Here is a 12,402-nt window from a genome sequence, read left to right on the forward strand (position 1 = left end):
ATTTTGGATTTTGAAGCGATTTTTGGGGAGATTGATGAGGGAGTTGAACCATTACTGGTTCTTCCCCCAACCTCCCGTTCTTCCCAAAATATGGCGTGATTTTGCGGGGGCGAAGGAGTTGCTAAGCTTCCGATGATTTTGGATTAAATCTAAAATCTAAAATTTAAAATCTAAAATCTAAAATTCTATGACTACTCCCGATATTAATTGGTATCCCGGACACATTGCCAAAGCTGAAAAGTCTCTCAAAGAACAGCTTAAGCGTGTGGATGTGGTGTTGGAAGTGCGAGACACCCGCATTCCTCTCTCTACGCACCATCCCCAAGTGCCAGAGTGGGTGGGTACCAAGGCGAGGGTGTTGGTACTTAACCGCATGGATATGATTACTCCCTCTGTGCGACAGATGTGGACAGAGTGGTTTAGGGAACGAGGGGAAACGCCATACTTCACTGATGCTCAGCATGGTAAAGGTATAGTAGCAGTGGCAAAAGCGGCGCAAGCAGCTGGGGAACAGATGAATCAACGAAGAAGCGATCGCGGGATGCTTCCTCGCCCAGTCCGCGCCGTTGTGATTGGCTTTCCTAATGTCGGCAAATCAGCTTTAATTAATCGCTTGTTGGGAAAAAGAGTGGTAGAAAGTGCGCGTCGTGCTGGCGTGACTCGTCAACTGCGCTGGATACGCATTTCCGATCAAATTGAACTTTTAGATGCTCCCGGCGTTTTACCTTCCAGGTTAGAAAATCAATCTGCTGCCCTCAAATTAGCTATCTGCGATGATATCGGTGATGCGTCTTATGATAATCAACGAGTGGCAGCTGCTTTGGTAGATTTTCTGAAAAATTTAAACAGCCCAGATGCCGATTTATTTTTGGTAAAGTCTTTAGAGTCTCGCTACGGAATAGATCCAGTACCCCTAACGGGTGAAGAATATATACACGCTGTGGCAAATCACCGTCATAAAGGTGATGTAGAACGCACAGCACGGCAGATATTAAATGATTTTCGCACAGGTTTATTAGGTGCTATTCCCCTAGAGTTGCCGCCAAATACACGCTAGGAAATAGAATTTTACTGCAACAAACACGTACCACTTTATTATCAAGACTGTTAACCTTGGATGAAGACCACGCGCTACTTTGAAGAGCAGGTACTACGCAAACGTCCCTACCTCCGGCGGGAGTGGTGCCAGCAGGTGGTAGCTAATCCGTTAAGAACCGAGATTCAGTTAGATGGACGTATTCGTTTTTGGGGTAGAGTACCAGAATTTGGTAGGGTGCTAAGGGTGGTAACACTTGCGGATGGAGAAACTATTCACAACGCCTTTCCAGACCGAAATTTTGTGATGCCAGATGAAAGTTAACAGGAAGATTTATGAAACTACATTATTATCCAGAAACCGACTCACTTTATATTGATTTAAACAACAGCAAGAGTGAAGACTCACAGGAAATTGCCGAGGGGTTGGTAGTAGACTTTGATGCTGACGGTAATATTGTTGGCATAGATATTGATCGCGCTTCAGAAAAACTCGATTTGAAGACGATTGAAGCAGTAAATCTTCCCAAATTGCTCACCAGTATAGGGTAAAAAAAAGTGCGATCGCTTCGCCTCAGACTTTTTTCTATGCACCCTGAAAAACCCAGTTTTTCTATTTAGAAGGACAAGTATTTTTTGTCCGACCTTTCCAAATCCAACCTGACACGGGAGCATTAATCTCTATCCAGCCACTTTCTTCTTTTCCAGTAACAGATACTTTAGTTCCTGATTTCACAACATCCCCAGTTTTCTTACGCCCATCCAAAGAGCGGACATTTGATGAGCTAGTAACAACAATACAACTTGGTTTTGGTGCAGGTTTAGCTGTTGTTTCAATTTGGTTTTTAGCCGTCACCGGATTAGGCGACGGGGAACGATTTGCAGAAATTGCACCGATTGTAACTACAAAAATAGCGGTGCCTACCCCGATTAGCAACGGCAATTTCTGGGGGGATTTAGATTGTGAAGTCTCTGGCGCGATCTCTACTCTTCCCGGAGCAACTGTCACAGTGTTCTGTGTCGGGGGATTACCAGTAGCAATTGTTACTGTGTTCTGCGTCGGGGGGATGGCTGGCTGGGGCGTAGATACAGGGGCAGTTGCGTCATCTGACAAGGTGTGGGGCTTCGTCTCGGCGGAGAACCTACGCAATGCCTCTTTAGCAGACTCAGAGCCATCTTTGAAGTAGCCGCGCATCTTCCGGCTGAAGACTGCCGCCAAAGCCCCCGGAGTGGAAGGATTGGTTAATGAGGCGAGTGCTTGCAGCGCCTCAGTTGCTGACTGGTAGCGGTATTTAAAGTAGTGGCGCACCATCTTGTCTAGAACATCTGCCAAAGAGTCGCTGACTTGAGCCTGATGTCGCCAGAGAATTTCCCCAGTCTCAGGATCTTCTGATAATTGTCTGGGATTTAACCCAGTCAAGGCTTGGATACCGATGGTGCCGAGAGCATAAATATCGCTACTGGGGCGGGGTCTGCCTTGTCCCTGTTCGCTGGGCATATAGCCTGGGGTGCCAATTGCTACAGTCTCGTTTACACCTTCAGGCGCAAGGACTGACTGCATCTGCACTTGCTTAACAGCACCAAAGTCAACCAAAACTAACTTGTTGTCTGAGGAACGGCGGATTAAATTATCCGGCTTGATATCCCGATGGATCACCCCGTTACCGTGGACAAATTCTAGAATAGGTAAAACTTCAGCCAGCAGTTGTATCGCCTGAGTTTCGCTCCACCGCTGACCCGGTGGAAGTTCTACACTTAGAGTATGTCCGTCGATAAACTCCTGTACCAGATAAAACTCTTGGTTTTCCTCAAAGTAAGCTAACAGCCGGGGAATTTGGTCATGATTTCCTAACTTTTCTAGGGTTTCCGCTTCGCTATTAAACAAGCGTCTAGCTGTTTGCAAAAATTCTGGGTTGCTAATAGCGGGTTTAAGATGTTTGACGACACAGGTGGGGTTTCCTGGCCGGCGAGTGTCTTGGGCGATGTATGTATGACCAAATCCGCCTTGACCTAGCACTTGAACCACCTGATAACGCTGGTCTAGTAAAGTGCCTATCATTGTTTCGCTGCTGGGAGGTAAACCGTTTGACATAATAGATTTTTTTCCAAAAATAAGTAGTATCTTCCGGATTTTTAACAAAATCAATTTCTGCTCTGATTCGCTGGTTTATTTCCAGTGTCTTTTGCAGTTGTATAGCTACAACCTCGACCCGGTATGGGAAACCAGCCATACTATGATACTGTTGTTCTAGGGATGAGGGGTCATACCCCTCAATTTTTCATAGAAAGGGCGCGATCGCATTGGATCTAATAATGTTTTGTGCATCTAAATTGCATAAATTTATACTTAGACTACGGGCTGGGGAATTGTGCCTCCTTTGTTGGCTTTGCTTCAAAAAGGTATTAAGTCATGGCTGAACTTAAACTACGCCTAAAAGAAGAAGATACGGAAAGAACGGTTACGGTAAATCAGGATGAATTTACTATCGGGCGTTTGCCAGAATGTGACTTGTGCTTGCCATTTGGGGGAATTTCCCGCTACCATGTCCAATTTTTGAAGACAGCGACCGGAGACTGGACAATTGAGGATATGGGTAGCAAAAACGGGACACGATTGAACGAACGTCCTGTAACCTCGCCTCAACAGATAAATGACGGTGACGTTATTTGGCTGGGAGATGTTGGTGTAGTTGTTGTTTTAACTGCTCCTGTAAAACCCGATTTGTTAGACGTACCGCCTGAAGGTACTACTATCCTTCGCAATGTCAAAGAACTGCAACAGCAATGGATACAAGCGGATGGGGCGAAAGATTCCAGCGATAATAAGGAGAAAGCGATCGCTCGCCTGAAAGATTTGGTAGATATCGCTAAGGCTCTGAGTGCTGCTGAATCAATAGAAGCCATTTTTGAACAGGTGCAGGAAGTTGTTTTCCGCAGCCTCAAAAGTATTGAACGCTTAGCATTGTTAGTTGATGTCAACGGTTTAGGTAAACTTGAATTGCTCAATGCCGCAACCAGAGATGTCTCTCAAAATCTCACCGAGTCGGGTAGTTGGATTAGCCGCAGCATTTGTCAAAAAGTATTTGATGAAAAAGTAGCAATTCAAACCGCCGATGCTCAGATGGATAAACGGTTTGAAGGCGAACAAAGTATTTTCGTCAAAGGCATCAAGAGCGCGATCGCTGTTCCTCTGTGGGATGAAAATAAAGTAGTCGGCGTACTTTATGCCGATGCTCAACTTCCTTCTAGCCATTGGACTAAAGGCGGAGAAGAAGACCTCAGTTTTTTTTCAGCCTTAGCCAATCTCGTCGCCTCAGCTGTACAACGGTGGCTCTTAACACTCAAACTCAGAAACGAAGAAACAATTAGGAATAGACTAGAGCGCTATCACTCCCCTTCCGTTGTGCAGCACATTATGGCCCAAGGGGCATTAGAAGATGGTCGTCTGGTTCCCGCCGAAGTTGATATCAGCATTCTCTTCGCTGATATTGTCGGCTTTACTGCACTTTCAGAAAGATTGCGTCCGGCACAAATTGCCCACTTGCTAAATGCTTTCTTCGAGGAAATGTTACAGGAAGTTTTTGCCGTTGGAGGAACGCTGGATAAATATATTGGAGATTGCATTATGGCATTCTTTGGCGCTCCGGAACCGCAAATCGATCATGCTGACAAGGCTGTTGCTGCGGCTATGGGAATGCTGACTCGTCTAGAAAATCTCAATGCCAATCAAGTATTGGCAGAACCGCTGCAAATCAGGATTGCTATTAACAGCGGTAGGGCAGTAATTGGAGATGTCGGCAGTTCTCAAAGGGTAGATTATACTGCGTTAGGAGCAACAATTAATCTTGCCTCCCGCATGGAAGGAATTTGTCCTCCCGGTGAATGTGTCGTCAGCGAAGCCACCTATTCAATGCTGACGCGAACCCCCCAAAAGGGCCTTCCCTTGGGGACGCAAGGCTTGGAGGAGATGGGAGAGTACCGTTTCAAAGGCATTGACCGCCCAATAAAGGTTTATCAGACCAAGAGGGATGGTACCAAACCAGTTTCTTGAGGCTAGACGCAGATCCGACAAAGCCCCTTTAATCAGGGGGAGCTGCGTGTAGTATCAAAAGAAAAATGGGACAAAGCGATCGCTTGCTCTCTCCTAATGCCAAAGGTGCGATTTTTCTAGCGTCACCGCCAATTTCAACATTGCTAATCGTCGGTAGAAGGATTTTCTCAAGGTTAAGATGGTTGCAGCGATGCGCTCAAAAGCACTACTGCTTACGCTATCGCTGGGGAAATGCCATTGCTTTTGTCGGTGCGCTATTTGAATATTGCTTTGCAAGAGATTTTTAGCACCTCTTGTTCGCTGTGGTGCAAGGAGGTTTGAAGTCATGGCTGAACTAAAGCTGCGCCAACAAATTGAAGGCAAGACCGAAAGCTACATCACAGTAGAAAAAGAGGAATTTACTATTGGGCGGTTGCCAGAATGCGATTTGTACTTACCATACTTTGAGATTTCTCGCTACCATGCCCGCTTGGTGAAAGCGCCTGATCGGGGGTGGTTGATTGAGGATATGCACAGCACCAACGGTACCCGGTTAAATGAACGTCTTTTGACCTCCCCTCAAAAAGTCAATCACGGCGATGTTATTCAGCTAGGGCATATTTGCCTAAATGTTATTTTCACCGATCCTCCTCAACCCCAGAAGCCAGTAACATATCCGCTGGCTGATGAGGCAATGACTATCTTTCGCAGTGCCGAAGAACTGCAACAGCAGTGGATACAGGCTGATGATAATGGCGATCGCTCCTCAAACCACCAAAAAGCAATCGATCGTCTCAAAGACATGGTGGATATAGCTAAAAGTCTAAATTCTGCTGAATCTATAGAAGCGATTTTTGCTCAGGTGCAGGAAATCGTTTTTCGCAATTTAAAAAGTATCGAACGTTTGGCACTATTAGTTGATATTAATGATTCGGGCAAACTTGAATTACTTGATGCAGCCGCCAGAGATATCTCTCAACAGGAAAATATAACAGCCGATGACAGTTGGATTAGCCGCACCATCTGTCAAAAAGTATTTACTGATAAATTAGCTGTAAAAACCGCTGATGCTCAAAGGGATGAACGCTTTGTAGGCGAACAAAGTATTTTAGCCAAAGGCATTCGTAGTGCCTTAGCTGTTCCTCTCTGGGATGAACATCATGTGGTAGGCGTTCTTTATGGCGATGCCAATCTTTCTTTTAACCATTATGCTAAAGGCGGAGAAGAAGACCTCAGCTTTTTTTCAGCTTTAGCCAATCTAGTAGCATCAGCTGTGCAACGTTGGTTATTAACACAGAAACTCAGAAGCGAAGCAAATATTCGCCACAGACTAGAACGCTATCACTCGCCTTCAGTTGTGCAACACATCATGACACAAGGGGCATTAGAAGACGGTCGTCTGGTTCCCTCAGAAGGTGAAATTAGCATTCTCTTTGCTGATATTGTTGGCTTTACTGCCCTTTCGGAAAAGTTAACTCCCACACAAATTGCCCATTTGCTTAATAACTTCTTCGAGGAAATGTTGCAAGAAATTTTTCATGCTGGAGGGACGTTAGATAAATTTATTGGCGATTGCATTATGGCATTTTTTGGCGCTCCCGAACCGCAGCCAGATCATGCCGAGAGAGCTGTAGCCTCCGCCTGGGGAATGCTGGAGCGTTTAGATCGTCTCAATGCTTGTCGCTTCTTTCCAGAACCCCTGCAATTGCGGATTGCCATCAATAGCGGTAAAGCCGTAGTTGGAGATGTTGGAAGCTCTCAGAGGGTAGATTATACCGTGTTAGGAACAACGATTAATCTTGCTTCTCGTATGGAAGGAATTTGTCCGCCTGGTGAATTTGTTATCAGTGAAAAAACCTATTCAATGCTGAAGCGAACAAAAGGCTTGTCCGCAATGGGAGAGTTTCGTTTCAAAGGCATTGACCGTCCCATACAAGTTTATCAAACCAAGAGGCATTAATCGGGGCTATTGAGCTGATTTTTTGGCGGTACCAAGTAATTAAAAATTAAAAATTGTAAAACTCAATTGTTACTTTTACCTTTGGGTGCTTATAGCTATCTGTAAATTAAATGTATGACAGCTTAATGAATGCGATCGCGATCTTTGGATGCGGCACGCAGCCACATTCTTCGCGCCGAGGCACTATACATTATCCTCTATTTCTGTTCCACTAAAAAAAAAAATTTTTCTATCCAAAAATATACTTCAATGAGATACACATCCATTTTTGGGATCGGGAAATAACGTTTTCTTGAGGTATTAGAATGAGTCGAATTGATGGGTTTGTGGGACGGCGCGATTTATTGAAACTCGTAGGCGCGGGAGGAGCTGGTCTTGCTGCTACTGCTGCTGGCGGTGTCCTCTGGACTGCACAGGAAGCGATTTCTCCACAAGCTGCTGCTGCTGAATATCAAAGCAATCCTAAACCAGTTAGTCCTGACGAAGCTTTGAAAAGATTGGTGGAGGGGAACAAACGGTTTGTGCAGGAAAGGCGTCAAAACCCCAACCAATCAATAGCACGTTTGCAATTAGTTGCTAAAGGCCAGTACCCGTTTGCAGCCATGCTTAGCTGTGCTGATTCACGAGTTCCTTCAGAAATTGTGTTTGATCAAGGGCTTGGGGATTTGTTTGTTGTTCGCCTAGCTGGAAATGTCGTAAGTCCTACATCTTTAGGTAGCCTAGAATTCGCTACAGCGGTATTAGGCGCTCAGCTGATCGTGGTAATGGGACATGAAAGATGCGGTGCAGTAGCGGCGGCGGTCAAAGGCGATCCACTCCCTGGTAGAATTGGCACTTTTGTTGAGGACATCAAACCAGCCTTAGCAAAGGTAAAAGGCAAATCGGGCGATCCAGTTGAGAATGCAGTCGTAGCCAATGTTCAATATCAAGTTGAATTGTTGCAGGAAACTTCTGTGATGCTGGCTCAACTGATCCAAGAAGGCAAACTAAAAATTGTCGGCTGTCGTTACGATCTAGATGCTGGAGAAATAACTATTGTTACTTAATAAACTTTTCTAGATGCGTAGGGTGCGTAAGCGTAACGCACCCGTCTCCCCAGTTAGAGCGTAGGTTGGTACTAATCGCCCAACCTACCATTTCAAGCATTTATTAGGTTTTGCTTAGTCGCACGGGCCCAACCTAAAAATATTTTTAACTAAAATTATAAATGTAAGCCAGGGAATAAAAATGAAAAAAATAGCAATTGTCACAGGTGCCAATCGGGGACTCGGTTTTGAAACTTGCCGACAACTGGCTTCAAAAGATATCCAAGTTGTTCTTACCAGTCGTGACGAAACTAATGGCAAAGCAGCGGTTGAAAAGCTGCAAGCTGAGGGATTGGATGTTGTTTATCATCCGCTTGATGTCACTAATGCAGAAAGTATCGAGCATTTGGCGCAGTTTATTCGCAATCAGTTTGGGAGACTGGATATTTTGGTAAACAATGCGGGAATAGCTAGAGATTTTACGGATGCAGAAAATAGCATATTTAATACCAAAATTAATACTTTACAGGAAACAATCGAGACAAATTTATACGGGCCATTGCTGCTTTCTCAGGCTTTAATTCCCCTGATGAAAAAGCATAATTATGGACGAGTTGTTAATGTATCATCGGGTGCGGGACAATTGTCGGAGATGAACACAGGATACCCTGCATATCGAATTTCCAAAACTGCCCTGAATGCACTAACGCGGCTTTTTGCCAATGAGTTGAAAGACACAAATATTTTAGTAAATGCCGTGTGTCCAGGCTGGGTGAAAACTGATATGGGCGGCTCGAATGCTCCGAGAACTTTAGAGCAAGGCGTTGATACAATTGTCTGGCTGGCTACGTTACCTGATGATGGTGCGACAAGTGGTTTTTGGCGCGATCGCCAACCCATACCTTGGTAAGCTCAGTAGCACAATAGAAGTGATAGGCTTCTTGCCTGTCATCACCGTTAGGTATAATTATGGCTCATTTAACTCAAAGCCGTCCCCAAAATGTGAACGGCGATTTTTACGTCGATAGCACTTGTATTGATTGCGATACGTGCCGCTGGATGGTTCCAGAAGTATTTTCTCGCATTGATGAGCAGTCAGCGGTTTATCATCAGCCAGAAAATGAGGCAGAAAGATTGCGTAGTCTCCAAGCTCTCCTCGCTTGTCCTACCGCTTCCATTGGTACAATCGAGAAGCCAAAGGATATCAAAGAAGCGCAGCAGAGTTTTCCAATTTTAGTTGCAGAAAATGTCTACCATTGCGGCTATCATTCGGAAGATTCCTATGGTGCGGCAAGTTACTTGATTGTGCTGCCAGAAGGTAATGTTTTGGTTGATTCTCCCCGGTTTACGCCACCTTTAGTTAAGCGGTTAAAGGAGATGGGGGGAATTCGTTATATGTACCTGACCCACAGAGATGATGTGGCGGATCATAAAAAGTATAGAGAGCATTTTGGGTGTCAGCGCATTCTCCACACCGACGATATCACTTCTGGTACTCGTGATATGGAAATTCAGCTAACTGGTACTGAGCCTTATCAGCTGACACCGGATCTATTGATTATCCCAGTTCCCGGTCACAGCAAAGGTCACACAGTTTTGCTGTACAAGAATTTATTCTTGTACACCGGAGATCATCTCGCTTGGTCTTCCCGACTCAATCAGCTGATTGCTTTCCGGGATGTGTGTTGGTACTCTTGGCAAGAACAGATTAAATCCATGCGAAAACTGGCGAACTACTCCTTCGAGTGGGTCTTACCTGGTCATGGACGCAGATATCATGCGGACGCAAAGACAATGCACCAGCAGATGCAGCAGTGTATCGCTTGGATGGAAGCAAATTGAAAGTTTTGATTTAACTACCAATTACCAAATTACGTGGCTATAAGTTGAGAGGGTGTCACGCGCCATAACTGCTCTAACCGATTTGCTGGCATAGTCAAATATAAAATATCACCAGCACCGAGTCCAGTTTCCAAAACATTCCAGCCGTGGATGGTTTGGCAGTTGGTTTCGATGTACAAAGGCACGAAATCTGCATCCATTGCGGACTCTTTAACGCGCTTACCACAAAAGGGATGTCCGGGTGTAATCATCGTGGCTAAGGCAACCCAAAGACTATCGCCAGTCATGCCATTGCCTAAAACTCGCCCTCCCAAAGCCGCCGCCGCGAAGGAAGGCGCTGCTAATTCTGTCGGACTCAGCACAGCCTCAAATTCAAATACTTGTTGCGCTTGGGAAGCAAACTGCGGGTCTTGAGTACGCACGACAACTTGCAACTTGGGAGCAATGCCTTTGGCGCTTAAGGCAATTTCTAAATTTGCCATGTCGTCGCTGGTGACGGCTAAGAGGGCATTTGCTTTGTGGATATTGGCAGCAGCCAGGGTGGCAGATAAGCTGGCATCTCCATGAACTACTGGTACTCCCAAGGCCCGGACGGTGTTGAGAAATCGATTGTCGGAGTCGCGTTCGATTACGACAACCTCATGTCCGTGGGTATGGAGTTGCTGGGCTATTTTTACACCAATGCCGCCGAGTCCGCAGATGATGTAATGATTTTTCTGGGGAACTCGTGCGGCATCCCAAAATTGTTTGAAACGGCTTCCTAAAACAAAATCGTTGAGAAGGGCATAGCAAATCCCAATTACACCAGCGCCCACTAGCATCATTATGGCTGTGAAGACTTTTATGCTGTCGGGAGCATTTTCTGCTACTTTCTCTTGTCCACCTGCGCCAGTAATCATACCGACGGAGAAATAAAGGGAATCAACAACAGAATGGTGTCGCTCGAAACAGATGAAGGTAAGGGTGGCGATGAAAATTGTGATTAGTAGGACGAGAGTCATCATTAAAACTGGCTGAGCGTGTTGCTGAAACTGTCGCAGGTTGGTAAAGACTTTGAGCAGTTTTGGCAGCGCCAGTTTGCGTTCTCTAGCGACGTTGGGCTGGGTGCCAACGATTAAGCGATCGCCTACTTCTAATTCTTGCCCATACACTACCGCAGAAACCAGATCCATCTGACTATTTACTGGCAAATAGTAGATTAGCATCCGGGCGCGATCCTCCCATAAATCGCTCAATCGGCGACCTAGCCAAGGGTGATTTTCATGAATATACTCTTCGTGGATTGGCCAAGTTTGGTTAAACAGCCGTAACTGTCCAATCGCTAGATTTCCCAAGGCGGCAAAGGCAAAGACGGGTGCAGCAAGGGCCGCAACGCTCATGGTGACGTGTTCGGGGAGCGTATGGTCTAAGCGATCGCCCAAGCTAGTATTAAACAATCTATTGATAATCCGAATCCGAGGATTGAGAATTCTGGCTTGGGTGAGAATTGCTAAATTCAGCGCCTCGTCTTCCCCAGATAGCACTAATGTATGTGCTTTTTGAATCCCGGCTGCTTTTAAAGTAGAAGCTGCTCGTAATTCTCCAATTACGACATCATATTCTTCACCAGGTACAGGCGCGGCATTGATGCCCACGACGCTTGCACCTTGCTGTCTTAGTAAACAAAATATTTTATACCCAGTAGAACCCAAGCCACAGACGATGATTTGAGGTTTCATCAACCAGATCGCTGCCTTCTAATCGTGCAACTGCATATTGTGACTTACTACTGCTGTTGAGGACTGTAGCTGAATACACCGCCTTATAGAAGTTTTGAGTTAAGTAAAGCGCGATCGCGTATTTAAAGCTTTTCTTCGGTTGCTTAAACTGGATATAACCCTGAAAGCGAGGTAGTTGCAGATGATTGCAAATCCAAGTTATAACCACATCTCCCCAGAGGAATATCTAGAAGCAGAAGAACTTAGCCCTATCAAGCATGAGTACAGAAATGGGCAAGTTTATGCAATGGCAGGCGCAAGCAATGTCCATGTAATTATTGCCGGAAACTTGTTTGCGATGCTCAGAAATCATGTGCGCGGGAGGGGATGCCAAACTTACATAGCAGACACCAAGGCTCATATTGAGTCAATTGATACTTATTATTATCCTGATGTGATGGTGAGTTGCGATCGCCGGGATAGGGAATTTAATAACTTTTTGCGTTATCCTTGCTTAATTGTCGAGGTGCTATCTTCCACGACAGAAGCATTTGACCGAGGCGATAAATTTAGTGATTACCGGCAAATGGAGTCGCTTCAGGAATATGTGCTGATTAGTCAAACTCGGATGCGGGTGGAATGCTTTCGCCGCAATGCAGAGGGTTTGTGGGTGCTTTATCCCTATGACGAAGGCGCAGAGGTTCATTTGGCAAGTGTAGATTTTCGGTGCGCGATCGCAGATATATACGAAGATGTAACTTTCCCCTCCTCGCAGCCAGAGGCTTCAAAATAGAAATATACTGCTAATCCTAA

General features: G+C 45.4%; 13 protein-coding genes. 9 read left to right on the forward strand and 4 right to left on the reverse strand.

The window, feature by feature from the left end; genetic code table 11:
* Window positions 1-187: 187 nt before the first annotated feature.
* From ylqF to H6F63_RS04730, 3 genes are read left to right on the forward strand one after another with little or no spacing between them, the layout of a single operon-like run.
* Window positions 188-1,057 carry a ribosome biogenesis GTPase YlqF gene (gene ylqF, locus H6F63_RS04720; protein ID WP_190635308.1) on the forward strand — a complete coding sequence of 290 codons (870 nt, stop codon included), beginning with the start codon at window positions 188-190 and terminating at the stop codon, window positions 1,055-1,057.
* Window positions 1,058-1,117: 60 nt separating this feature from the next.
* A complete protein-coding gene (locus H6F63_RS04725) occupies window positions 1,118-1,360 on the forward strand; it encodes a hypothetical protein (RefSeq protein WP_190635310.1) in 243 nt (80 codons plus the stop codon).
* Window positions 1,361-1,371: 11 nt separating this feature from the next.
* On the forward strand, window positions 1,372-1,587 hold the full coding sequence (locus tag H6F63_RS04730) for a DUF2283 domain-containing protein (RefSeq protein WP_190635312.1): 216 nt from the start codon (window positions 1,372-1,374) through the stop codon (window positions 1,585-1,587).
* Between the two features lie 61 nt (window positions 1,588-1,648).
* Here the strand turns inward: H6F63_RS04730 and H6F63_RS04735 are convergent, their stop codons facing one another.
* On the reverse strand, window positions 1,649-3,094 hold the full coding sequence (locus H6F63_RS04735; protein ID WP_190635597.1) for a serine/threonine-protein kinase: 1,446 nt from the start codon (window positions 3,092-3,094) through the stop codon (window positions 1,649-1,651).
* A gap of 351 nt (window positions 3,095-3,445) precedes the next feature.
* Here H6F63_RS04735 and H6F63_RS04740 point away from each other — a divergent pair, with 351 nt between their 5' ends.
* Window positions 3,446-5,086 carry an adenylate/guanylate cyclase domain-containing protein gene (locus H6F63_RS04740; protein WP_190635314.1) on the forward strand — a complete coding sequence of 547 codons (1,641 nt, stop codon included), beginning with the start codon at window positions 3,446-3,448 and terminating at the stop codon, window positions 5,084-5,086.
* Window positions 5,087-5,179: 93 nt separating this feature from the next.
* On the opposite strand, the gene H6F63_RS04745 is transcribed toward H6F63_RS04740, so the two are convergent.
* Window positions 5,180-5,413, reverse strand: coding sequence for a hypothetical protein (locus H6F63_RS04745; protein WP_190635316.1), 234 nt, complete (start codon window positions 5,411-5,413; stop codon window positions 5,180-5,182).
* Here H6F63_RS04745 and H6F63_RS04750 point away from each other — a divergent pair.
* The 4 genes from H6F63_RS04750 to H6F63_RS04765 all read left to right on the forward strand — a co-directional run bounded on the left by H6F63_RS04750 (window position 5,412) and on the right by H6F63_RS04765 (window position 9,892).
* Window positions 5,412-7,025, forward strand: a complete 1,614-nt coding sequence (locus H6F63_RS04750; RefSeq protein ID WP_190635318.1) for an adenylate/guanylate cyclase domain-containing protein — start codon at window positions 5,412-5,414, stop codon at window positions 7,023-7,025. The genes H6F63_RS04745 and H6F63_RS04750 overlap by 2 nt on opposite strands.
* 305 nt (window positions 7,026-7,330) lie before the next feature.
* Complete coding sequence (locus H6F63_RS04755; RefSeq protein ID WP_190452384.1) at window positions 7,331-8,071, forward strand: carbonic anhydrase; 741 nt, start codon at window positions 7,331-7,333, stop codon at window positions 8,069-8,071.
* 181 nt (window positions 8,072-8,252) lie between these two features.
* On the forward strand, window positions 8,253-8,960 hold the full coding sequence (locus H6F63_RS04760; RefSeq protein ID WP_190635321.1) for an SDR family oxidoreductase: 708 nt from the start codon (window positions 8,253-8,255) through the stop codon (window positions 8,958-8,960).
* A gap of 59 nt (window positions 8,961-9,019) precedes the next feature.
* Window positions 9,020-9,892 carry an MBL fold metallo-hydrolase gene (locus tag H6F63_RS04765; protein ID WP_190635323.1) on the forward strand — a complete coding sequence of 291 codons (873 nt, stop codon included), beginning with the start codon at window positions 9,020-9,022 and terminating at the stop codon, window positions 9,890-9,892.
* A 29-nt stretch (window positions 9,893-9,921) separates the two neighbouring features.
* Here H6F63_RS04765 and H6F63_RS04770 read toward each other — a convergent pair whose 3' ends face one another.
* Both H6F63_RS04770 and H6F63_RS04775 read right to left on the reverse strand, forming a co-directional pair.
* On the reverse strand, window positions 9,922-11,610 hold the full coding sequence (locus tag H6F63_RS04770) for an NAD-binding protein (protein WP_190635325.1): 1,689 nt from the start codon (window positions 11,608-11,610) through the stop codon (window positions 9,922-9,924).
* Window positions 11,564-11,818: a hypothetical protein gene (locus H6F63_RS04775; RefSeq protein WP_190635327.1), complete on the reverse strand. Its 255-nt coding sequence runs from the start codon at window positions 11,816-11,818 to the stop codon at window positions 11,564-11,566. Before H6F63_RS04775 ends, H6F63_RS04770 begins: the two co-directional genes overlap by 47 nt.
* Here H6F63_RS04775 and H6F63_RS04780 point away from each other — a divergent pair.
* The gene (locus H6F63_RS04780) at window positions 11,792-12,382 is read left to right on the forward strand and encodes a Uma2 family endonuclease (protein WP_190635329.1); all 591 of its coding nucleotides are present in this window, start codon (window positions 11,792-11,794) and stop codon (window positions 12,380-12,382) included. The genes H6F63_RS04775 and H6F63_RS04780 overlap by 27 nt on opposite strands.
* The last annotated feature ends 20 nt before the right edge of the window (window positions 12,383-12,402 follow it).

This window comes from Trichocoleus sp. FACHB-40, assembly GCF_014695915.1.
Lineage (GTDB): Bacteria > Cyanobacteriota > Cyanobacteriia > Cyanobacteriales > FACHB-T130 > Funiculus > Funiculus sociatus.